The organism is Bacillus zhangzhouensis (assembly GCF_000715205.1).
In the GTDB taxonomy this organism is placed as follows: Bacteria; Bacillota; Bacilli; order Bacillales; family Bacillaceae; genus Bacillus; species Bacillus zhangzhouensis.
Genome location: NZ_JOTP01000027.1, coordinates 1 through 21,794, shown reverse-complemented (window position 1 = coordinate 21,794; position 21,794 = coordinate 1). Strand labels below are relative to the sequence as shown.

Genomic DNA, 21,794 nt, shown 5'->3' with positions numbered 1-21,794 from the left:
ATCCATCCCCTTTATGTCTTTTTTATTATTCTGAATATTTTTTGGTATGATAGAAAGTACCAATATCATTTTTTTCATGGTACCAGAGAGGAAGGAATGAAGAGATGCTGACAATTCAACTAGATCAAACAGGGGCAAACGGATATATTTATCATCAAATTTATACGAAAATTAAAGGTGAAATTTTAAATCGAAACCTTCAGCCGCACGATCAATTACCCTCTAAACGAGAGTTAGCCGATACATTAAATGTCAGCGTCAATTCAGTGAATGGCGCCTATCAGCAGCTGCTTGCCGAGGGATATTTATATTCGGTTGAACGCAAAGGTTTTTTTGTGGAATCACTTGAAACGTTTCATGAGTCGGGTCAGCTGAAGCCATCGTCTCTTCCAGCAGATTTAAAGGAAAAGCCCATTGCACGAGACGACTGGTACTCTTTTTCACACATCTCCGTTGATACGACAAACTTTCCTTTTAAAAGCTGGCTGAAAAGTGAGCAAAAGGCGATCACTCTGCACCAAGAAGCCTTTGGTGAGCTTCCGCATCCACAAGGCGTTTATGAGCTGCGGGAAACGATTGCCCGGTTGATCGGACTTGCACGAGGAGTCAAATGTTATCCAGAGCAGCTCATTTTAAGCGCAGGCACACAGTCACTCATTCATTCGTTATCGAGCATTCTTCCGGCTGATCAAGTATACGGGTTAGAAAACCCTGGCTACCGCAGGCTCTATCAAATGTTAAAAAACAATCATCACCGAATTGAAACGATTGGCATTGATCAAAAAGGAGTGCGATTGAGCGACATTCACAAGAAACAGCCAAATGTCTTGATCATTACCCCCTCACATCAGTTCCCAACAGGGGTGATCATGCCGATTTCCCGGCGGATTCAGCTGTTAAACTGGGCAGCTGATCAGCCAGGCCGCTATATCATTGAGGATGATTATGACAGTGAATTTAAGTATGGAACAGACAGCATACCAGCCCTGCAAAGCCTTGATCGATATGACAAAGTCATTTATATGGGGACCTTTTCGAAATCATTGCTTCCTGGGTTGCGGCTTAGCTATATGGTACTGCCTCAGCATTTATTAAGGCACTATAAAGAAGAACAGCATTTCTTCATTCAAACGACTAATCTTTTTACCCAATACACCCTTCTTCACTTTATTAAAGACGGGGCGTATCAGCGGCATATTAAAAGAATGAATGGTTTATATGAGGAAAAGCGGAAGCAGCTCATTGGAGAGCTCGAAATCGTCTTTGCTGACAATGTGCGGATTATTGGGGAAAATGCAGGGCTTCATTTTATCGCAGAGTTCCGCTCAGATCGAACGCAGCATGAGATTTTACAGCGAGCCAAAGAAAGAAAGCTGAAAATGTACGGGATGGATCGCTTTACACTTGATGAGCAATTGCCGGGGCATCAGGAAGGCTTTGTTCCACTCGTCCTCGGCTTCTCGCACATGCGGCCAGAGGATATTCAGCCAGCAGTGAAACGGCTGCACGAGTCGATTTATGGGAGATAAAACAGGTACTTTAAATAAATCGTGACACTCCTCTTCAAGTACCCATGGAGGGGTGTTCCGATGAATGATGGCTTGAAAAACATATGGAACTAAATCAACATTCGTTTCCTCATCAAGGAGAGACCTGAAGTACTATTGAGAAGAATGAGAGAATGCTTTCACATTCTTTCATAAATGTAATAGCCGATGTGAATATCTTCTTCTAGCATCTTCACAAGATTTTTATGACCTTTTAAGTTGATTGGTAGTAAAGCAATACCATCTCCCTGTTCAACGATATTAACCATTCCTTCAAACGAATCTAGCTCAAATACATTTTGATGACCCAACACACGCATGGCCTCATTTCTTAAAGGACAAAGCCGATCACGATTCACGACCAATGGGACATGATCATCGTGTATGTTTTTTGATTTTCCAAATAAGTTGAATGCCAAATCCTTTGCTTCTCTCAACTGATATCCTGCTGTTTCAAGTTGGTTAAAAGAAATAATTTGATCATAAACATCCTTTTCCAACTCTGTGTTGATATGACTTGTTGACGCAATGCTAAAATCTGTGAATTGAATATCTTCCAACACTTTTTGCTCGTATAAAACATTAAATAGAATTTCAGAGCATAGCACTTTCTTTTTTCTTGGAGTCAACTTTTGTTGAATCAGCTTTGTTTCTTTTATGATCGTTTGAGCGTATTGATAAAATAAATCACCCTGCCCTGTTGAACTGATCCTATTGTGATGTCTGATAAAAAATGTTGAATCATATGAGGTTTCAAGCCATTTTATTCTTTGAGATATATTGGATTGAGCATATCCTAAAGATTTCGCAGCTTGATTAATAGACCCTTTTTGATATACCTCTATAAAAATCACCAAATCATTTATATTCATCAAAATCACCTATCACTTTTAGTGATAACAATAACACAAATATGTATTATTCAACTGTTTTGAAATCCATTATGATTGCTTTTGAAAGGGAGTGTTCCTATGCATGCCATGCAGTATCATGTTGATCTGCCTGCGGATTATGATATGGATATCATTAGAAGAAGAGTGCTGGACAATGGATGGAAAACGGATGGATTGAAGGGGTTACTTTTTAAGGCTTATTTGATCACTGAAAAAAACAAATATAGGAGTTTGAACAATAGCTATTGCCCATTATATATTTGGACACAATCGGAGGACATGACAGACTTTATATTTAAAGGGTCCTTTGATCAAGTATTGCGTTCTTTTGGTTGGAAGCAAATACGTATTGCCATCACGTATTCAGTTCATTTAACCAATGACTTTGAACGTAGTAAATACGTTCTTGAAGAGTATGTAAACATTCACCCTACTGATTGCCTTGAAAAATTAGAGATCAATCATTGCTTTTCACATGTTAAAGGAAATAAAGGAGAAGTGATCATATATAACCCCGATAAATGGAAGTTTGTGAAATATACTTTTCTTCATTCAGTACCAGAACATATAGAAAATCACATCCGCATTTATGAAATCGCACATTTGTCTTTAGACCATTCTTGTCTCTAATTCGGTTTGAAAGAAGCGCACACATCCCCAGAGCATTGGACCTTGGGGATGTGTGCTATGTGAGCTCATGCAAGGCTCGCTTACCACCGCTCTTTATCTACAGCTAAAATCGATGACACAAGTCCAGGAAAAGCGGTCTCGAGATCACCTTTTCTTAGAGAATAGTAACGGTGCTTTCCGTCAATTCTGACTTTCACGACGCCTGCCTCTCTCAGCACTTTAAAGTGATGGGAGAGCGTGGATTTTGCAATGTTCATCTCATACGTGCCGCATGTCCTCTCCCCCGCCTCTGCTAAGCAGCGGACAATTTCTAACCGGATTGGGTCGGCCAATGCGTGCAAAACAGAAATCAGTCTCATGTCTTCTTGGTTTGGATGGATTGGAGTATTCATACGATAAATGTACCGTATTTCTTTACAACATACAATCTCATGAATTGTCTAGAAAAGTAACGATATGACTTCACAAACGTCAATGACTGTAATGAGAAGCTGTCTTAAAGGGAAGGAAACCATTTTGACACGTAAAATATGGATTAATCGATTGATAATGTTACTCACTATTTCCTTATGCGCCTGCCAGTCTGTCCAGTATTCCTCGTCAAAACCACCAAGTGCAGAGGAGCTATTAGCTCTCGATAAACATGCAGATTTATTTCAATGTAAAGGAACTGTCTATCAAACAAACTTAGACTGGACCAACGATCTGACCGTCACAAAACAACAGCAAGTAGGGATCATCACGAAAACTTCTACCAAACATTTTCAACATGGCACAGCATCTCAGTTGAAAAAAGGGTCCGCTATTTACTCTGTAAAGGGGCGAGAAGACCTTTTGATCGTCGAACATAACGGACAGATGAACATATATGCCGCACATGCGAAAGGATAAGATACCTATCATACAGATAGGTATCTTTTTAAGTGCGTTTTCTTGAAATAAGCCATTTGTTTTGTTATCATGTCAAAAGTGACCACTCGGTTTCCATTGTGACCATATGGTTTTGCCGATTCGGAAAGGACTTATGAAGATGAACGAAAAGCAAGAAGAGATTTTGCGGGTTTCAAAGAAATTATTTTCTCAAAAAGGCTATATGAGTGTCTCCATGCAGTCAATTGCCGATGCCTGTAAAATATCAAAAGCGTCTATTTATAAACTGTTTGATTCAAAGGAAGCTCTTCTATTAGAACTGATTAAATACAATCAGTGCAAAATGAGAGAGATTTCTCAGATCATTCATTCAGAAACGACGCTGTCCAAAAAGGAAAAATTCACAAAGAAGATCAAGCTTGAGCTTGAGGAGTTTAAAGAGAATCATAAATTTTTGAATATGCTGTCCTTTGAAGCTTTTTCACAGCATTCGCCCATTGTGATTAAGCATTTACGCGAGACACGCTCCATTATCATGCAACGGCACAGAGACATTATTTTAAGCACATATGGTGAATCTGTTGCGCCTTACGTCTGGGATCTTGTGATTGTTCTCAACGGATTAATGAGAGAATTCATCTTAATGCTGGCGATTGAGCGCAAGAACATCCAATTAGAAAATGCCGCCGAAATGATTATCGGCGTGATGGACCGTGTGTCGAAAAAGCCTTGCTCTATTGAGCCTGTGCTAACAGATCAACTGATGGACTCTTATTTGCTTTCCACACAGGACGAATACGATGAAGAAAAGCTTGTCATCTCGTACTTAACGAAGATCAAACAAGAGCTTCACACACTGTCAAACGGAGAAGAAAAGGACGATCTCCTCTCTGCGTTTGAACTGCTAAGTGAAGAATTATCAAAGGACCAACCGAGAACCTTTTTAATCAGCTCTCTACTCGATTATTTAGGCAAAAACAGCGTTTTATCACAAAACGTGTCACAGCTGAAAAGCATCATTTTATAGATAAAGAAGGGATAACATGAACCAATCAACAACATCGTATAATCGACCTGTGATTGTTGGGATTTTTCTCGTCGGAGCATTCGTAGCGATTTTAAACCAAACGCTGCTCATTCCAGCGATCCCACACATCATGGAGGAATTCAATATTGATGTCAGCAAAGGGCAATGGCTGACTACAGCCTTTATGCTGACAAACGGGATTCTCATCCCGATTACTGCCTTTTTAATAGAGAAATTTTCGAGCCGTGCCTTAGTTTTAACGGCTCTTAGCATTTTTACAGCAGGTACGATTCTTGCTGCGTTTGCAACGAATTTCCCAGTGTTACTTGCAGCACGAATTGTGCAGGCAGCCGGCGCAGGGATTTTACTGCCGCTGATGCAAACCATCTTTTTGACCATTTTCCCGAAAGAAAAACGCGGGCAGGCCATGGGAATGGTTGGTCTTGTCATTTCGTTCGCACCAGCGCTTGGGCCAGCACTTGGCGGCTGGATTGTCGATTCCTTTAGCTGGAAATTCTTGTTCTATATTGTTCTGCCAATCGGTATCATTGATCTCATTCTTGCTTATTTCTTAATGAAAAATGTCACGCAGCAAAGAGATACACGTATTGATGTCTTATCCGTCATCCTATCGTCCTTCGGTTTCGGCGGTTTACTGTACGGGTTTTCTAGTGTCGGATCATATGGATGGACGAATGCGACTGTCCTCATTTCGCTAATTGTGGGCGCCGTGAGCTTGTTCTTCTTTATCCTGCGTCAGTCGAATTTGGAAAGACCGATGCTGGAGTTTGGTGTATTTAAGTTTGCGGTCTTTAGCTTAACAACCTTCCTCGGCATGCTCGTCTTTGCTTTACTGATTGGAACTGAGACCATTCTGCCGCTCTATACGCAGAATGTCAGAGGGTTGTCTGCACTTGATACAGGACTCATCTTATTGCCGGGTGCTCTCTTTATGGGATTCTTGTCACCAATTATCGGACGGATTTTTGATAAAGTCGGCGGAAGAGGGCTTGCAATAGGCGGGTTTACGATATTAGCCGTCACCTCTCTGCCATTTATGATGCTAAGCCTTGATTCCTCGATTGCTCTCATTACGGTGGCCTACACGTTTCGCTTAATCGGGGTTGGGATGATCTTGATGCCGCTGACAACAGCAGGTATTAACTCTTTACCACCGCAGCTTATCCCGCATGGGACAGCGATGAATAACACGATGAGACAAATGGGTGGCTCTATTGGGACGGCTGTACTTGTCTCCATTATGAGCAGCTCTGCTGCAAATGCAGAAATAGCTCATCCATTGAAATCAGCCGTTCATGGCATGAATACGTCATTTATCGTTTCTGGTCTCATTGCGGTCGTTGGACTCGTCCTAACCTTTTTCTTAAAGGAAAAACGCGAGAACAAAGTGATGAAACAGGAGCTATCTTCCTCCTCATCTTCTTCATAAGAAAAAGAGCTCGGCATATTGCCGGCTCTTTTTTCATATGATCCCTCTATACCGTCCTCACAGAAAACACATTTGTTTTTCTAGTGAAGAAAAACCTTGATAATTTAAAGAAAAGAGTTGATAATAGGAACTATTCAATTTGTGAGAAAATTTTTACTATAGGAGATGTATGCATTGAAGGTCGTTAAATTTGGTGGCAGTTCTCTTGCATCTGGCAAGCAGCTGCAAAAGGTATTTGACATTGTAACAGCAGATCCAGCTCGAAAAGCAGTCGTTGTTTCCGCACCAGGAAAACGGCATTCAACGGATACGAAGGTCACCGATCTATTAATTAGCTGTGGTGAACAACATTTACGTTTAGGTGAAGCAAGAGATTTACAGGAAGCTGTCATCGAGCGGTATGCCTCGATTGCAAATGAACTAGGCTTAGGTCATGACATTATTGACACCATCTGGAACGATCTAGACGCATTGTTACAGGCTGATTCGTCTCATCCTGAGCGTTATCTTGATGCTATCAAAGCAAGTGGTGAAGATAATAACGCGAAGCTGATTGCCGCCTATTTCCGCCATCAAGGTGTCGAAGCCCACTATGTGAATCCAAAGGAAGCTGGTTTATTTGTGAGCGACGAGCCCGGCCATGCGCAAGTCCTCCCGGAATCATATGATTATTTGTACAAATTAAGAGAACGCTCTGGCATCATTGTATTCCCTGGTTTTTTTGGATTCAGTCTAACGGGTGATATCGTCACCTTTTCTCGAAGCGGATCAGATATTACCGGTTCCATTTTGGCAAACGGGCTGAAGGCAGATGTGTATGAAAACTTTACAGATGTGGATGCTGTCTACGCCGTCAATCCAACAATCGTTCACGAGCCAAAAGAGATCACTGAGCTGACGTATCGGGAAATGCGCGAACTGTCCTATGCTGGTTTTTCTGTGTTTCATGATGAAGCGCTCATTCCAGCTTTCCGGGCAGGCATTCCCGTTCAGATTAAAAACACCAATAACCCAGCAGCCAAGGGTACAAAAATCGTGAGTCAACGAGATCATATGAATGGACCTGTTGTTGGCATCGCCTCAGACAATGGATTTTGTAGCATTTATATTAGTAAATATTTGATGAACCGAGAAGTCGGCTTTGGACGTAAGGTACTGCAAACATTAGAGGAATATGAACTTACTTATGAGCATGTTCCTTCAGGCATTGATGATATGAACATTATTTTAAGGCAGGATCAGCTTGAGGAGCAGCATATTGAACAAGAGCTGTTAGACCGCTTGAAACTGGTGCTTGATGCAGATGAGGTCGTTTTAGAGCGGAATCTATCGCTCATTATGGTCGTAGGAGAAGCGATGCGTCATAATGTTGGTACGACAGCAAGAGCAGCCAAGGCGCTGTCAAAAGCCAAGGTCAATATTGAAATGATCAATCAGGGCTCTTCAGAGGTCAGCATGATGTTTGGCGTCAAAGCGGCTCAAGAAAAAGAAGCCGTTCAGGCCTTGTATGAGGAATTTTTCTCTATGTCTACTGTACCTGTTTCCCTTTAATAAGCAGACTGCCAGATCCCGGGATCGGCAGTCTTTTTTGATCTCGCGCGATTCAAGCTGATTTGCGCATTAAAGTATATCTATTTCTCGTTTGATTTTGTATGATAGAGACAAATCAACTATCGTTCCGGCCTATGATCGGAGCTACAAGGAGTCCTAAAACAATGCCTCGTCAACAACTATTAAAACAGTTTCGCAATTTTCATGATGCTTCTACAAGTATTTTAAACATGATGAGTCAATTCATTGATGTGAATACACTGTTTATTGCTAAAAACGATCAAAACACCAACCATATTGTAAAGGTGCTAAATCATGACGAGCAGCTTCTTGAAGAAGGGGAAGAACTTCCTTACGAAAAGACATTTTGCAAGCTGGCGGTTGATCATCAAAATACACTTGTGATCCCTGATATTTCATTGGATGACCGTTCTAAATACTTAGAGGTCACGAAACGTCTTCAAGGCGGCTCGTTCATTGGGGTTCCCATTGATTTTACAGATGGTACGAACTACGGGACGATTTGCGGACTTGATCTAAGGCCGCAGCAGTTTACAGAAGAGCATGTGTATATGTTTGAAACGATGGCTTCTTTATTGAGTTACGTCCTTGAACTAGACCGTGCCAACCGGCAGATTCAGCAATTATCTGTACCGATCGTACCAGTTGTTGACGGTGTTGCCGTGCTCCCTCTTCTTGGTGATATCGAAGAGACACGTGCTCAGCATATTTTAGAAACCATTTTACAGGAAAGCTACAGGCTGTCGCTCTCTCATCTGGTCATTGATGTATCGGGAACTAAACGCCTGAATGAACAAAGCATTCAATATTTGGTCAGCTATGCGCAAACGCTTAGACTTTTAGGGATTTCGGCTGTATTAACAGGTATTAAGCAAGACCTTGCTTTAAGTGCGATTCAGTCGAATATTTCATTTAAAGACATCACCATTCGTAAAGATTTACCGCAAGCGCTAGCTCATATCGGCTTAACGTTTACCAAAAATGAATAAGTGATCATCCGTCAAAAGGGCTAAAACGGTTTTGTTTTAGCCCTTTCTTCTGGAAACGGCAATCGAATGGTAAATGTCGTTCCTTTGTTTTTTTCACTTTTCATATCAATAAACCCTTCGTGCAAGTCCACAAGCTGCTTCACGATGGACAAACCAAGTCCGTATTCTCCATACGGTGTATTCGTTCTGGAGATATCCGCTTTATAAAAACGTTCCCATATGTGTTTGACTTCGTCTGCCGCAATACCAATACCCGTGTCTTCAACTTCAATGATCGTCTCTTGATTCTCTTGTTTCCCTCTTAAGGAAATATGGCCGCCTTCTGTGAATTGAATGGCGTTCTTTGTGATATTGACAAGGATTTGAATGAGCCTGTCATAATCTGCATATACCTTTTGTTCGGGATCAACGTCCACGATCAGCTGATTGTGTTTCTCTTCAGCGATTCGGCTCAGCTGCTCCTTGATCACTTCAAACGTATCAATGAGTGGATAGTGAAATTTTTGAAGGGTAATTTGATTCGATCTAATTTTCTCATAATCCATATTCTCATTGACGAGGCGCAGCATTCGTTTTGTCTCGTCTGTAATTAAGGCATAGCATTTCTCTTTCTCTTCTGCGGGTACATCCGATGTATTCAGCCATTCTACCAATCCTCGAATGGTGGTCAGCGGCGTTTTTAATTCGTGAGACACATCGGCGATAAATTGGCGTCTGCGCTTTTCAAGCCGGTCAATTTCCTCTCTTGATCGTTGGAGACGTTTGGCCATCATATTAAAATCCTCACTAAGAGTGCCGATTTCATCAAGGTGTTTGTTTTCAAGATTGATGTTGTAATCGCCTTGCGCAATCTTCTCTGTTGCCTCTCTCAGCTTTTTGATTCTGTTCACATGAAACTTAGAAAGGAAAAGGCTCAGAATAAAGGTGATCGTCAGCGCCACAAATACGATGATATATAGATAGCGATTCATCTGGGCGACGAGCTGTTCAGCCCCTTGAATTGGGGCAATGAGGACGACTCCGCCCTTCAGCTTCCCATCCTCCATGACAGGGAGCGCCACAAGTGATGCCTCTTGATCGAGGCGGCGTGAATCACTCCGCTTTACAATGATTTGCTCTCCTTTTGAGAGCTTGACCCATAAATCCTTTGTCAGCAAAGCTTCATGCGGAGGCATCCCTTGCTGCTGAGACAGAACATCCCCTTTCTCATCAAACACGAAAAAGCGAATTTGTCTTGTCGAGAGAATATCTTCAAATGGGCGCAGACGGAAGATCATCTCGGTTTTAGGCAGCTGTTTAAAATTCTGCAAAATTTCATTGCCATAGGAGCTCATTTCATCGACCCTGTTTTGATAGGCAATATCTTTCACAAAATGAGATAAGAGGGTGCTGATAATCATGATGGCGATAAGCAATAACCCAAGGTGGCTAATCAGCAGCTGATAAAAATATTTAATCTTCATCGAACTTATACCCTACGCCCCATACTGTATATAAAAAGGGCTTAGGCCCGTCCCCAATTTTTTGGCGAAGCCGTTTAATATGAACATCAACCGTCCGTTCATCTCCATAAAATTGATATCCCCAAATCTGTTCCAGTAATTGCTCGCGCGAAAACACTTGCCGAGGATGCTGAATAAAAAAGCACAGCAGATCATATTCCTTTGGCGTTAAGTTTTCAATCCGCTCTCCATCCAAAAAGACTTCTCTCGTTTTCTTATCTAATTGAAAATGCGCTGTCTCCAGCCGCTCGTCCTCTTTCACCTTTTCTACAGTGGATGTATGAGCAAAGCGTCGTTTCACTGCTTTGATTCTTGCCATCAAGGTCAGAGGACTAAAGGGTTTTGTCACATAATCATCTGCCCCAAGATCAAAACCAAGCACCTGATCAGACTCCGTTTCCTTTGCCGTCAGCATAATAATCGGAACATCACTGATCTTGCGCACCTTTTGACAAATGGTCAAACCATCCATCGAAGGAAGCATGACATCTAAGATGAGCAAATCCCAATCCTCCTCTTGCTGAAACCGATTCAGTCCTTCTAGTCCATCATGAACGAATTCCGTTTGAAACCCCTCTCTTTGAAAAAACATGTCTGTCATTGTACAAACGCTTTGATTGTCTTCAATCATTAATATTTTCATCATCAGCCTCCGCTGTTGCTTGTTTTTCTTTATGTAGCTTTATTTTACATGTTCCTTCTCAAATCTCAATTGGATTCAAACGATTTCATGAACTTATCATGGTTTGGTCATCTTTTATTCATACTTTTTGATGGATTTGGATGTTGAGGTAAATCACATTGGTTTTTGTTAGATAAAAAGGCTCATCTCGATTGATGAGCCTTTTCCTTACTAAGCCAGCAGCTGCAGATAAGAAGAGTCGTTTGCCGCTTCAATTGCTTGTAGGATCTGCTGTGCATGTGAAGCGTCTATGACACTGCTTAACTTTTGCATGATGTCTTCTTTCGATAATGCGTGTCCGGGTGCTCCCCGCGGAATATCGACCCGCCTGCTGATGGTGGTGCCGTCAGTTAAGGTGAGCTTTAAAATCGTAAAGCGTCCTTTTGGGACAGCGTCCGGATGTGGTTCTATCGTTTGATCATATCCTCTGCTAACTCGCTTCATCCATGTCCGCATCTCTGGTGAAATGGTTTTTTTCGTAAAGGCATCCAGTGATAAAGTATGTCCAAACACCGCAAGTGCGATGACGTATTCGACACTGAATCGTCCTTCTTCTCCAGTCAAAGGCGTCCGCTCAGTGAGCGCCGCATCTCCACCAGGCGGGAAAATGACATCGACCTGTTCAATCTGATCCCGTAAGGAAGGCCGTTCTTTCACCAAAAATTCAATCGCATCTGCTGCATGGTGCGCTGCTGAGCAGAACGGATATACTTTGAACCATAACCCTGGCGAGACAATGCGCCATATAGAACCATAGCCTTCTAGCAACCTTTTTTCCGCCAGCTCCTGATCTCCATAGAGTGAAAAGAAACCAAGCTCTCCATCTAGAACCGATTCACTCCCGCCAAAACCTGAACAAGCTAAGTCCATGGACCACACGGCTGTTTTTGCGGCTAAGCCAGCTTGTAATGGTTTCATATCAGAGCCAAACTGCTTTCGCATTCCGGCTGATTGCGCTCCGGCAAAGCCGATCGCTTTCGTCAGCTCTTCTCGTGTGACCTGTTTCAAATAGCCAATGGCACATACTGCCGCAATGGCCCCAAGAGTCCCCGTATTATGCCAGCCCCTCTCATAATGCGCCTTGCCGATGGATTCACCAAGCCTTGCCATCACTTCGACACCTGTTATGTAGGCGGCTAAAAATCGTTCACCGTATCCTTTGCATTCTGTCAGCTGTGAAAGCAATGCCGGCACGATGACCGCACTCGGATGTCCTCTCACATCTGAATGCACATCATCATAATCAAGGGCATGGATGAGATAGCCATTTAACATCGCTGCGGATTGACGGCTGACCTTCTTCCCTTGTCCGATGACGGGAATCTGTGCGGCCCCGCCTTCTTGTTCAACAAGCTGCATCAGCTTCTGAATCCCTTCATCCTCTTTAGCAGCAAGCGCTGCTGCCGCAACGTCTAATAGACCGTTTTTGGCCATTTGTATGGCCCGCTCATCCTGCAGCGGATCAGCTGAAAGAACAGCCTCTGCCAGCTGTTTCGTTAGTTCCATGATGGTGACTCCAGAGCCCGAATGGCAAGCTCGGCAAAGAAAGCAGCAGCGACTGGAAGTGCGTCTTCATTTAACGTAAAGGCAGGATGATGCCATTCCTCGGTGCCGCTTGTCCCCATCCATACAAAAAAGCCTGGAATGCGCTCTTGATAAAGGGCAAAGTCTTCTCCGCCTGGTGACTGCTCTGCTTGCGCTACTGTGAGATCAAGCGCACCAGCCGTTTCTTCTACAACCTTTGTCAGGCGCTCGTCATTCATCACAGAAGGCAAATAGGGATGCCATCTCACTTCTGCCTTTGCGCCAAACCCTTCTGCAATCCCGCTCACGATTTGTTTCATGAGATTTGGAATCATCGCTCTCACTTCTGGCTCAAATGTCCGAACGGTTCCTTCCATCTCGACACGGTCAGGAATCACATTCCATGACGTCCCGCCTTGAATACGTGTGATGCTGACAACCGCATGATGCAATGAGCTAATGCGGCGGCTGACAATGTGCTGGAGGGCGCTCGTGATCTGCCCGCTGATGGCAATCGGATCCACTGTGTGATTCGGAATCCCTGCATGACCGCCTGTTCCTTTAATATCGATTTCAAATCGATCAACACTTGCCATTAATGCTTTTTCTCTTATGCCGATGGTGCCAACTGGCAGGTCAGGTTTGTTATGCATACCGAAAATTGCATCAACCCCATCTAATACGCCTGCCTCTATGACGCGTTTCGCCCCTTGAGCGACTTCCTCTGCCGGTTGGAACAAAATGCGGACCGTTCCCTTGATTTCATGTTTCCGCTCTTGTAATAAAACGGCCGCACCAAAGATCGAAGCTGTATGGAAATCATGACCGCATGCATGCATTTTGCCCGGTACCTTTGAAGAAAATGGTTCACCGGATGCTTCTTCAATCGGAAGCGCATCAATGTCGGCTCTCAGTGCAATCGTTGGTCCCTCTTGTTCTCCTTTAATTTCACAAACAACCCCTGTTTGAAGGGCCGGGACATCAAGTACAGTGATCCCTTCCTCTTCTAACCAGCGGCGCAGTTTCTTTGTCGTTTCATGTTCTTCAAATGACAATTCTGGATGTTCATGAAGCGCTCGGCGAATGTTAATTAAACGTTTGTTTAAAGCTTCATTTCCTATTGATTTCACTGACACTCACCCCTCTAAAGAGTAAAAAGCAGCTTATGCCTCTTCAGCCGCTGCTTCTTTTTGGATAAATCGTTTCGTACGTTCATTCTTCGTTTCATCAAATAGCTCTGTTGGTGTCCCCTGTTCAATAATATGACCATCAGCCATGAAAATCACATGGTCTGCCACTTCTCTTGCAAACGCCATTTCATGTGTGACGATGATCATAGTTGTTTCTTGAATCGCAATGGATTTAATGACCTGAAGCACGCCTGAGACGAGCTCTGGATCCAATGCTGACGTCGGTTCATCCAGTAAAATCGCATGTGGATCAACAGCTAACGCACGGGCAATGCCAATTCGCTGCTGCTGTCCGCCAGATAACGTGACCGGGTAGCTGTCAGCCTTTTGTTCTAACCCTACCTGCTTCAGCAGCTTCATACCGATCTCATTTGCCTGCTGTTTCGTCATTTTTTTCGTCACAAGCAGTGATTCTGTAATATTTTGTAGTGCTGTTTTGTTTTTAAATAGATTATAGTTTTGAAACACCATGGCCGTTTGTTGACGCAGGTGATGCGCTTCTTTACGTGTATATTTTGATGCATTCAGCTTTGCATCGCCAATTTCAATCGTACCTTCATCTGGCGTTTCTAATAAATTTAAGCAGCGCAGCAAGGTTGATTTACCGGAGCCAGAAGGTCCGATAATGGCCACAACCTGCCCTTTTTGTATGTCAAGATTGATTCCGTCCAAGACGACAAGGTCGCCGAATGATTTCTTCAAATTGGTGAGCTTGATCATGTCCACACCTCCTTAATTCCGGTAAGGTTTGCTGATTTTTCGTTCAAATAGGTCTTGCAGGAAGCTATAAATGATGGTCAGCACCCAGTACACAATCCCTACGGCTAAATAGGTTTCAAAGTATTTATAGTTCGCCGAGGCAATCATCTTCCCTTGTGCAAACATTTCTGCCACCCCAATGGTAAAGGCAAGAGATGTTTCTTTTAAAAGACCGATAAAGGTATTCCCCGTCGCTGGAATCGCATTTCTAATTGCCTGCGGGAAAATAATTCTGACGTAAGACTGCCATCTTGTCATGCCGACAGATAGGCAGGCCTCAAGCTGCCCTTCATCCACAGAATTGAGTGCAGCTCTGAAAATTTCTGCTAAATACGCTGAGTTTTTAATACTTAATCCGATAATGACCGCTGTTAAGGCATCCATTGAGGTCATCGCAGGGAATAACTGCGGAAGACCAAAATAAATGAGAAAGAGCTGAACCAAGGTTGGAACCGCTCTGAAGAAAGAAATATACAGCTTGGCAAATTGGTATAGGACAGGTATCCGGTTTTTTGTAATGAGAGCGAATACCACACCAATGATAATGGCAAATACCATGGAGACAATCGCCATGAAGATCGTTATCGGCAAGTATTGAATCAAGGTCGGAAAAACCGTCACCATATACTGCCAATCAATTTTATTCATGTCTGCTGTTCACCGCCGCTGTCTTTATTTTTTGATCGGCACTGTGACATCGTCTTTGAAATATTTCTCAGACAATTTCTTAAGTGTCCCGTCTTCTCTTAATTCTTTGATGGCTTTGTTAAATTCTTCTCTTAGCTTGTCATGCTTTTCATCTTTGGCAAATGGATAGCCTACTTCTTCATACACAATTGGGTTGCCTACGATTTTCAGTGGAAGACCTGTTTTTTCAATCTGAGCCAGCAATACACTGCGTCCGTTGACGTAAGCATCCACGCGGCCATTTGCCACTTCATTTAATACACCGTCTTGCGTTTCATATGTTTTGATATTGATTTTCTTATCTGGGTCTTTGCTCTCTAGGTTTTTGGCATGGTTTGAGCCAAGAACCGCCGCCACTGTTTTTCCTTTTAAGTCGTCAAGACCTTTGATGTCGTTGTTGTCCTTTTTCACGATGATTTGTGTTCCTGCGTAAGCGTACGTATCTGTAAAGTTAAACGTTTGTTTACGCTCATCTGTGATCGCTACTTGGTTTGACACTGTATCCAGCTTACCAGATGTCAGCTGCCCCATGAGTCCGCTGAATTCACTCAGCTGCCAGTCTAATTTGTAGCCCAGCTTTTTCGCAACCGCTTCTGTTACTTCGACATCGAATCCAACAAGCTTGCCGTTTTCTTTATAAGCAAAAGGATAACTTTGTCCTGTAGCGCCTACTTTTAACACTTTTTCATCTTTGCCTTCACTTTGATTGTTGCCGCCGCAAGCTGCTAAAACCGCAAGCATTGCCGCAAATAGAACGACTAGCCACTTTTTGTTTTTCATGTTCGTAAACCCTTCTTTCCTCTTATGGTTGTGTCAAATCTGATCTTAATTGTTTTTTAAAATAAATCGTGATATGCCCCTTGCCTAAATCCTTTTCACCTGCTCTGACGTAGCCTTTTCGCTCATACATGGCCATGAGCCACGGATGCTTATCCGCTGTACCGAGAGACACATACGGTACCTTCAGTGTATCCCTTAGCACTTCGGTTTCAACCCATTCAAGTAAGGCTGAGCCTGTACCTTTTTTAGCGGCTGGTTCTGAGGCAAACCACCAGATGTGCGGGACGCCGAACGGTCCTGGTTGCTCTCCCCAAGGCATACGGAGTGATAAGGTGGATAGAATCTCCCCGTTTTCTTCCATGACATAGCAAAGATTCTTTTGTACATTTTGCTGAACGAGAGCAAAATCTGCATGTGCTGCTTGGAACTGGATGCCGAGCTCACGAATTGGCTCATAGGCTCTTGTTGTCAGTTCAAGCAGTGCTTCTATATCTGCCTCTGTTGCCAGACGAAAAGTGTATCCCAATGTTAGTCACCTCATCCTTATGTCGTGTAACGATTTTTTGGCTGCTTTAATCCGAGATTTTCTCGTAAGGTTTGTCCTGTGTATTCTGTTTTAAATAAGCCTCTTTCCTGAAGGATCGGGACGACGCGATCTACGAATACATCAAGTCCTTCTGGCAATAATGGCGGCATGACGTTAAAGCCATCTGCTGCTTCCTCAGTGAGCCACGTTTCCATGACATTTGCTAGCTGCTCCGGTGTTCCAATGAAAATATTATGACCGCGAGAGCCGGCGACAGATTGGTAGAGCTGGCGAATGGTCAGGTTGTCCTTTCTTGCCATATTCATCACAAGATCAAAGCGACTTTTCACCGCATTTGACGTGCTTGGATCAATCTCTGGAAGCGGACCGTCTAATGGATACTTGGAAAGATCAATACCACCTAAGTAGTTTTGCAAAATGCTTAGACCAATCTCAGGAACAATCAGCTCTTGTAATTCTTCATACTTCGCTTTTGCTTCTTCTTCTGTATCGGCAATGATTGGGAAGATGCCTGGCATGATGCTGACGTCCTCTCTAGCACGTCCAGCAGCCTCTACTTTCCCTTTCAAGCTTTGATAAAATTCCTTCGCCTTATCGAGATCGTTTTGTGCAGTGAAAATAAGCTCTGCCGTTTTAGCTGCAAGCTTTTGACCATCTTCGGAAGACCCTGCTTGAATGATCACCGGCTGCCCTTGCGGCGTACGTGATACGTTGAGCGGGCCCCGTACAGAGAAGAACTCACCCTTGTGCTGCAGCTCATGAAGCTTACTAGACTCGAAGAATTCTCCCGTTTCTTGGTTTCTCACAAGTGCATCCTCTTCCCAAGAATCCCAAAGGCCTTTGACGACCTCTACGAATTCTTCGGCTCGCTCATATCGTTTGTGATGCGCTAAATGCTCTTCTCCGCTAAAATTTTTCGCTGTTTCTTCAATAGAAGAGGTGACAACATTCCATGCTGCTCTGCCGCCTGATAAATGATCGAGTGAGGCAAACTGTCTCGCAATATGGAATGGTTCACTGTATGTAGTGGATGCTGTTGCTGCTAAGCCAATTGTAGAGGTAGACTCTGCAATGGACGAAAGCAGTGTGAGCGGTTCAAATCTCGTTAATACGTTCGGATGAGAGGTTTGATTAATAGATAAGCTGTCGGCTAAAAAGAGCAAATCCAGCTTTCCTTCCTCTGCTTTTTTCGCTAATTGTTTAAAGTAATCAAGATTCATGGCTGCATTTGGTACTGCATTTGGATGTCTCCAAGAGGCGACATGATGTCCAGTTCCTGCGATGAATACGCCTAGCTTGAGCTTCCTTTTCGGCTGTGACACTTGTTCTTCATCCTTTCTATATCCTGCTATATCAAACTGAAGTCCTCATAAGATACATTTTTCTGATTGAATTAATCGGTTTTAACAATAAAAAAAGGGCAAATGTTGCGAAAAATGAAAAATAATTATTACTATATGCCCTTTTTACATGATTGTCAACCGCCTTCTGAACCTCCAAAATAAGGGATTTCACAAGCCATTACGGTGTATCGATTTCGATATTTCCGATGAGCCGGTCCGTCGTATGAGTCATCAATTGACTCCGCTCCAGCATGTTATGGGCGATAACAGAATGAGTAGATGACGATGTGCGAATAGCAATCGCCTGTTGAGGAGATAGATTGATGATATTATTCCGCAGCACACGTGCCGAAGCGGCTTGATCAATAAAGATCGCCGTCGGCTGTCCGATCGAACGATTTAAATAAAAGCGGTTATCTCCAATTTGTGGTGAGCCATGTTTAATATACATCACCACATATAAGGATGTTTCTTCAAAGGAATTATCTTTAATCTCTAAAGGCCCCGTTGTGCTGCTGTATACGGCGTAGTTTTGGTAGTGCTTAAAGCGATTCTGCCATATGAAAGCCTTTGCATTTCCTGTAACACTGATGGTATACGAAGACGCGAGCTGCGGTCGTCCTTCTTGAATGAAGTGATTGCCGTTGATCCCAGCTTCTCCCTCCTGCACCCATATCCCTCTGCTGAATTCTTTGAATTGATTGTGCTGAATCAGGATATTCGTTCCTCTCACCATCGCCGCATCGATGACAGAGTAGACCGTATTGTTTGAAAAGACGACGCTATCCGATTGATAGATACGCAGGGATGTGCTTCTTAGTCGTGTATTCGTCCCTGATTCAATATGATTTCCTTCTATTAGAATACGATTCGCCATGTAAACGGACACTGCCACATCTTCAAAAAGACTGATCTTATTGCCTGTGATGTGAACGCTGTCTCCCCTCACGTCGATGCCTTTTTCAAACCCCTCAATCATATTCCCACTAATGATCACATTGTTTTCCGTTTGGCCAAGCGAGACACCTAAGCTCGTAATCCCAGCTTTTGTTACACCTCCTCCCACTGCACGGATCAAATTGTTTGCAATGATTGTTTCGGTGGCGAAGCCATAGGAGATACTGCTATCTGTATGATTGCCTTCAATGATCACACCATAGCCGTTGAAGTTATAAATGGAGCTTGCGGCACCACCTCTAACGATGTTATTTCGAATCTGAATATTCAGCGGTTCCTCCATATTAATCGCATTTTCTCCGTAGCCTTCAATATCAATGCCCATTTTCGGCTCAACCCCGTCTACTCCTGCTCTTTCTAGCAGACAGTCCTCGACAATGACCCCATCGCAGCCTGTAATCGATATATTGTTTCGTCTTGAATCCGTGATTGTGCAGCCACAAATGTGAATAGACGAAGCCGGCGAGTACGATTCAATCTGTGTCAATAAACCGTGGGGACTGACAATGATGCCATCTCCCGTACAATTCTTTATGTGCACATGATTCACATTCACATGGGAGGCGCCTTCAATACATATGCCAAAGCCCCACTCATGTGTTTTTCTTTCAGCGGGGAGTGACGTGTACACATGCTCATGACGATCCCCTTCAATCCGCCCGCCACGGATGGTCACATGCTGAACCTTTCCTATATAAAAGGCTGTATATCCCCACGAATCGTTTGGTTTCACTTTAATCACAGCATCTGATGCCATCTCAATACATACATGACTTGGCACCCGTATGCCTGCACCACGGAAAGGAAAAAATGGACCACTTCTGTACACCGCATCTACTAGATACGTTCCACTCGGCAGCCAGACGTGGGAGTAGCCTTGTGCTTTCGTCCATTCTAAGCATTCATTGAGCTTGGCTGTACAGTCCGTTTTCCCATCAGCAATCACACCAAAATCTAGTACATTGACAACGGTTTTTTTCAGATCAGATTCATTTAATTCCCCCAACCAAAATCCCTCCTTTTCCCACATGCCCTCTCATCATCCTATGCCTGTGGGAAAGGTTTGCCTGTACAATACTTCAAATTTTATATAAATTCTCCCGGAATAACTTTCCGATAATTTTCATTTGAATGAATCTTTCATATTTTTGAGTCTTTACGCCTATTGAACTAACATTTTCCTGTTTTAGAATAGTTTTATATTGACACAAGAACTATACAAGAATATCATTTTTCTCATATCTCTTTTTTTAAGAAAGGATCTATGCCATGTCTACAATTGACCACGATAAAATTGTTAAAAGTGTGCCTCAAAAAGGGTTTTTTGGACATCCTAAAGGACTTTATACACTGTTTTTCACTGAATTTTGGGAGCGTTTTTCTTATTATGGCATGCGTGCACTGCTTATTTATTATATGTACACAGAGGTGACAAAAGGCGGTCTTGGCTTTGACCAGACGACAGCCAATTCGATCATGTCTGTCTACGGTGCCCTTGTCTATATGTCAGGAGTGATTGGTGGATGGCTCGCCGACCGGGTATTCGGTTCGTCCAGTACGGTCTTTTATGGCGGGGTCTTCATTATGCTTGGTCATGTCATTTTGGCTCTGCCAAGCGGAGCAACAGCGCTCTTTATTAGTATGGGGCTGATTATTATTGGGACAGGTCTTCTAAAGCCAAACGTTTCAAACATTGTTGGTGACCTGTATACAAAAACGGACCCTCGCAGAGATTCTGGTTTTAGTATCTTCTACATGGGAATCAACATGGGTGGTTTTATTGCGCCATTAATTGTCGGAACACTCGGTCAAAAAGTGAATTTCCATCTTGGTTTTTCACTCGCGGCCGTTGGTATGCTTGTTGGACTCATTACGTTTGTGATCACGAAAAAGCCGAATCTTGGCCTTGCCGGCACCTATGTCACCAATCCGCTATCTGCCGCTGAACGCAAGAACATCAAAATTTTCGGCACATTGATCGTGATTGTGCTCGCTGTTTTTGCTGTCATTGGTATCCAAACAGGCGCGCTTACCATTAACCTATTCACTTGGTTTGTCAGTGTCCTTGGCGTCCTCATTCCGATTGTTTACTTTATTGTGATGTATTTCAGTAAAAAGACGAGCACAGTGGAGCAATCCAGGGTACTTGCTTATATTCCATTGTTCCTAGCTGCGGTGATGTTCTGGGCCATTCAAGAACAAGGCTCAAACATTTTAGCCACATATGCGGATCAACGAACAAACTTGAATTTCCTTGGGATGACACTTGCCTCTTCGTGGTTCCAATCATTGAACCCAATTTTCATTGTGCTCTTGTCTCCTGTGTTTGCTTGGTTGTGGATTAGACTAGGGAAAAAACAGCCGTCTACCCCGATTAAGTTCTCACTTGGCCTTCTGTTTGCAGGATTATCCTTTATCATCATGATCATTCCTGCCTACATGTCTGGTCCGAATACACTTGTGAGCCCATTATGGCTCGTTCTGAGCTTCTTCCTTGTCGTGATCGGAGAGCTCTGCTTATCACCAGTTGGGCTGTCAGCGACAACAAAGCTTGCACCTGCTGCCTTCTCAGCGCAAACGATGAGCCTTTGGTTCCTTTCAAATGCGATGGCACAGGCGATCAATGCGCAAGTGGTCAAACTGTTTGATAAAGTGCCAGAAACCGTCTATTTCGGTATCATCGGATTGCTTGCCATCGTTTTATGCGGTGTGATGTTGCTCTTAACACCAGTGATTAAGAAAGCGATGAAAGGTATTCATTAATAAAAAACTGGACATGAGTCCTCATGTCCAGTCAGGCTGTAGAGAAAATATCGAAAGATTTATTTTTTTAATTATTGTCTAC

20 protein-coding genes are annotated in these 21,794 nt (G+C 43.2%); 8 read left to right on the top strand and 12 right to left on the bottom strand.

From position 1 onward, the window contains the following. Nucleotides 1–104 precede the first annotated feature (104 nt). Complete coding sequence (gene gabR / locus BA70_RS15985) at nucleotides 105–1,529, top strand: MocR-like transcriptional regulator GabR (RefSeq protein ID WP_034324337.1); 1,425 nt, start codon at nucleotides 105–107, stop codon at nucleotides 1,527–1,529. 158 nt (nucleotides 1,530–1,687) lie between these two features. Here gabR and BA70_RS15980 read toward each other — a convergent pair whose 3' ends face one another. Beyond that, nucleotides 1,688–2,419: a LysR family transcriptional regulator gene (locus tag BA70_RS15980; protein WP_034324335.1), complete on the bottom strand. Its 732-nt coding sequence runs from the start codon at nucleotides 2,417–2,419 to the stop codon at nucleotides 1,688–1,690. Nucleotides 2,420–2,518: 99 nt separating this feature from the next. Between BA70_RS15980 and BA70_RS15975 the strand changes: the two genes are divergently transcribed. Beyond that, nucleotides 2,519–3,070, top strand: coding sequence for a DUF4865 family protein (locus tag BA70_RS15975; RefSeq protein ID WP_034324332.1), 552 nt, complete (start codon nucleotides 2,519–2,521; stop codon nucleotides 3,068–3,070). Nucleotides 3,071–3,150: 80 nt separating this feature from the next. Here the strand turns inward: BA70_RS15975 and BA70_RS15970 are convergent, their stop codons facing one another. Further along, the gene (locus BA70_RS15970) at nucleotides 3,151–3,462 is read right to left on the bottom strand and encodes an ArsR/SmtB family transcription factor (protein ID WP_034324329.1); all 312 of its coding nucleotides are present in this window, start codon (nucleotides 3,460–3,462) and stop codon (nucleotides 3,151–3,153) included. A gap of 124 nt (nucleotides 3,463–3,586) precedes the next feature. Between BA70_RS15970 and BA70_RS15965 the strand changes: the two genes are divergently transcribed. From BA70_RS15965 to BA70_RS15945, 5 genes are all read left to right on the top strand, one after another. Next, nucleotides 3,587–3,961, top strand: coding sequence for a hypothetical protein (locus tag BA70_RS15965; RefSeq protein ID WP_034324327.1), 375 nt, complete (start codon nucleotides 3,587–3,589; stop codon nucleotides 3,959–3,961). A gap of 139 nt (nucleotides 3,962–4,100) precedes the next feature. Continuing rightward, nucleotides 4,101–4,967, top strand: a complete 867-nt coding sequence (locus BA70_RS15960; protein WP_223250691.1) for a TetR/AcrR family transcriptional regulator — start codon at nucleotides 4,101–4,103, stop codon at nucleotides 4,965–4,967. Between the two features lie 16 nt (nucleotides 4,968–4,983). Continuing rightward, nucleotides 4,984–6,417 (top strand): MDR family MFS transporter, encoded by a 1,434-nt coding sequence (locus tag BA70_RS15955; RefSeq protein WP_034324322.1) that lies wholly within the window; start codon nucleotides 4,984–4,986, stop codon nucleotides 6,415–6,417. A 174-nt stretch (nucleotides 6,418–6,591) separates the two neighbouring features. Further along, nucleotides 6,592–7,968: an aspartate kinase gene (locus BA70_RS15950; RefSeq protein WP_034324313.1), complete on the top strand. Its 1,377-nt coding sequence runs from the start codon at nucleotides 6,592–6,594 to the stop codon at nucleotides 7,966–7,968. A gap of 164 nt (nucleotides 7,969–8,132) precedes the next feature. Then, the gene (locus tag BA70_RS15945; RefSeq protein ID WP_034324311.1) at nucleotides 8,133–8,978 is read left to right on the top strand and encodes a GAF domain-containing protein; all 846 of its coding nucleotides are present in this window, start codon (nucleotides 8,133–8,135) and stop codon (nucleotides 8,976–8,978) included. 20 nt (nucleotides 8,979–8,998) lie between these two features. Here the strand turns inward: BA70_RS15945 and BA70_RS15940 are convergent, their stop codons facing one another. The 10 genes from BA70_RS15940 to BA70_RS15895 form a co-directional block, all read right to left on the bottom strand. After that, complete coding sequence (locus BA70_RS15940) at nucleotides 8,999–10,441, bottom strand: sensor histidine kinase (RefSeq protein WP_034324308.1); 1,443 nt, start codon at nucleotides 10,439–10,441, stop codon at nucleotides 8,999–9,001. After that, complete coding sequence (locus BA70_RS15935; RefSeq protein ID WP_034324306.1) at nucleotides 10,431–11,123, bottom strand: response regulator transcription factor; 693 nt, start codon at nucleotides 11,121–11,123, stop codon at nucleotides 10,431–10,433. The genes BA70_RS15940 and BA70_RS15935 overlap by 11 nt, the downstream gene beginning before the upstream one ends. Nucleotides 11,124–11,333: 210 nt before the next feature. Then, nucleotides 11,334–12,668: an MmgE/PrpD family protein gene (locus BA70_RS15930; RefSeq protein WP_034324303.1), complete on the bottom strand. Its 1,335-nt coding sequence runs from the start codon at nucleotides 12,666–12,668 to the stop codon at nucleotides 11,334–11,336. Further along, a complete protein-coding gene (locus BA70_RS15925) occupies nucleotides 12,659–13,816 on the bottom strand; it encodes an amidohydrolase (protein WP_034324301.1) in 1,158 nt (385 codons plus the stop codon). The genes BA70_RS15930 and BA70_RS15925 overlap by 10 nt, the downstream gene beginning before the upstream one ends. 33 nt (nucleotides 13,817–13,849) lie before the next feature. Further along, entirely contained in the window at nucleotides 13,850–14,596 is a 747-nt protein-coding gene (locus BA70_RS15920) for an amino acid ABC transporter ATP-binding protein (RefSeq protein WP_034324299.1), read from the bottom strand. A gap of 12 nt (nucleotides 14,597–14,608) precedes the next feature. Next, nucleotides 14,609–15,283, bottom strand: a complete 675-nt coding sequence (locus tag BA70_RS15915; RefSeq protein WP_034324297.1) for an amino acid ABC transporter permease — start codon at nucleotides 15,281–15,283, stop codon at nucleotides 14,609–14,611. Between the two features lie 24 nt (nucleotides 15,284–15,307). Next, on the bottom strand, nucleotides 15,308–16,102 hold the full coding sequence (locus tag BA70_RS15910; RefSeq protein ID WP_034324295.1) for an amino acid ABC transporter substrate-binding protein: 795 nt from the start codon (nucleotides 16,100–16,102) through the stop codon (nucleotides 15,308–15,310). A 22-nt stretch (nucleotides 16,103–16,124) separates the two neighbouring features. Beyond that, a complete protein-coding gene (locus BA70_RS15905; protein WP_034324294.1) occupies nucleotides 16,125–16,628 on the bottom strand; it encodes a GNAT family N-acetyltransferase in 504 nt (167 codons plus the stop codon). A gap of 17 nt (nucleotides 16,629–16,645) precedes the next feature. Beyond that, the gene (locus BA70_RS15900) at nucleotides 16,646–17,971 is read right to left on the bottom strand and encodes an LLM class flavin-dependent oxidoreductase (protein ID WP_034324291.1); all 1,326 of its coding nucleotides are present in this window, start codon (nucleotides 17,969–17,971) and stop codon (nucleotides 16,646–16,648) included. A 199-nt stretch (nucleotides 17,972–18,170) separates the two neighbouring features. Beyond that, nucleotides 18,171–19,955 (bottom strand): right-handed parallel beta-helix repeat-containing protein, encoded by a 1,785-nt coding sequence (locus tag BA70_RS15895; protein ID WP_034324289.1) that lies wholly within the window; start codon nucleotides 19,953–19,955, stop codon nucleotides 18,171–18,173. 263 nt (nucleotides 19,956–20,218) lie between these two features. On the opposite strand from BA70_RS15895, the gene BA70_RS15890 reads away from it, so the two are divergent. Then, complete coding sequence (locus tag BA70_RS15890; protein WP_034324286.1) at nucleotides 20,219–21,712, top strand: peptide MFS transporter; 1,494 nt, start codon at nucleotides 20,219–20,221, stop codon at nucleotides 21,710–21,712. The last annotated feature ends 82 nt before the right edge of the window (nucleotides 21,713–21,794 follow it).